Source organism: Raoultella sp. T31, assembly GCF_002806725.1.
Lineage (GTDB): Bacteria > Pseudomonadota > Gammaproteobacteria > Enterobacterales > Enterobacteriaceae > Klebsiella > Klebsiella electrica.
This window is the reverse complement of record NZ_PIBO01000082.1, coordinates 1-1,569: the sequence shown is the minus strand read 5'-3', so window position 1 is coordinate 1,569 and position 1,569 is coordinate 1. Positions and strand designations below refer to the sequence as shown.

At 53.7% G+C, this 1,569-nt stretch carries 1 rRNA gene; it reads left to right on the top strand.

Annotated elements, in window-relative coordinates:
* A 23S ribosomal RNA gene (locus CWM52_RS25810) occupies positions 1–1,569 on the top strand; the annotation flags it as partial.

Sequence of the window (1,569 nt, the reverse complement as noted above, 5' to 3'; positions counted from 1 at the left end):
TGCTGGAGGTATCAGAAGTGCGAATGCTGACATAAGTAACGATAAAGCGGGTGAAAAGCCCGCTCGCCGGAAGACCAAGGGTTCCTGTCCAACGTTAATCGGGGCAGGGTGAGTCGACCCCTAAGGCGAGGCCGAAAGGCGTAGTCGATGGGAAACAGGTTAATATTCCTGTACTCGGTGTTACTGCGAAGGGGGGACGGAGAAGGCTATGTCGGCCGGGCGACGGTTGTCCCGGTTTAAGCATGTAGGCGGAGGTTCCAGGTAAATCCGGTACCTTTTTAACGCTGAGGTGTGATGACGAGGCACTACGGTGCTGAAGTGACAAATGCCCTGCTTCCAGGAAAAGCCTCTAAGCATCAGGTAACAACGAATCGTACCCCAAACCGACACAGGTGGTCAGGTAGAGAATACCAAGGCGCTTGAGAGAACTCGGGTGAAGGAACTAGGCAAAATGGTGCCGTAACTTCGGGAGAAGGCACGCTGATGGTAAGTGAAGTGACTTGCTCATGGAGCTGAAATCAGTCGAAGATACCAGCTGGCTGCAACTGTTTATTAAAAACACAGCACTGTGCAAACACGAAAGTGGACGTATACGGTGTGACGCCTGCCCGGTGCCGGAAGGTTAATTGATGGGGTTATCCGTAAGGAGAAGCTCTTGATCGAAGCCCCGGTAAACGGCGGCCGTAACTATAACGGTCCTAAGGTAGCGAAATTCCTTGTCGGGTAAGTTCCGACCTGCACGAATGGCGTAATGATGGCCAGGCTGTCTCCACCCGAGACTCAGTGAAATTGAACTCGCTGTGAAGATGCAGTGTACCCGCGGCAAGACGGAAAGACCCCGTGAACCTTTACTATAGCTTGACACTGAACACTGGTCCTTGATGTGTAGGATAGGTGGGAGGCTTTGAAGCGTGGACGCCAGTCTGCGTGGAGCCAACCTTGAAATACCACCCTTTAATGGCTGGTGTTCTAACGTAGACCCGTCATCCGGGTTGCGGACAGTGTCTGGTGGGTAGTTTGACTGGGGCGGTCTCCTCCCAAAGAGTAACGGAGGAGCACGAAGGTTAGCTAATCCTGGTCGGACATCAGGAGGTTAGTGCAATGGCATAAGCTAGCTTGACTGCGAGCGTGACGGCGCGAGCAGGTGCGAAAGCAGGTCATAGTGATCCGGTGGTTCTGAATGGAAGGGCCATCGCTCAACGGATAAAAGGTACTCCGGGGATAACAGGCTGATACCGCCCAAGAGTTCATATCGACGGCGGTGTTTGGCACCTCGATGTCGGCTCATCACATCCTGGGGCTGAAGTAGGTCCCAAGGGTATGGCTGTTCGCCATTTAAAGTGGTACGCGAGCTGGGTTTAGAACGTCGTGAGACAGTTCGGTCCCTATCTGCCGTGGGCGCTGGAGAATTGAGGGGGGCTGCTCCTAGTACGAGAGGACCGGAGTGGACGCATCACTGGTGTTCGGGTTGTCATGCCAATGGCATTGCCCGGTAGCTAAATGCGGAAGAGATAAGTGCTGAAAGCATCTAAGCACGAAACTTGCCCCGAGATGAGTTCTCCCTGACTC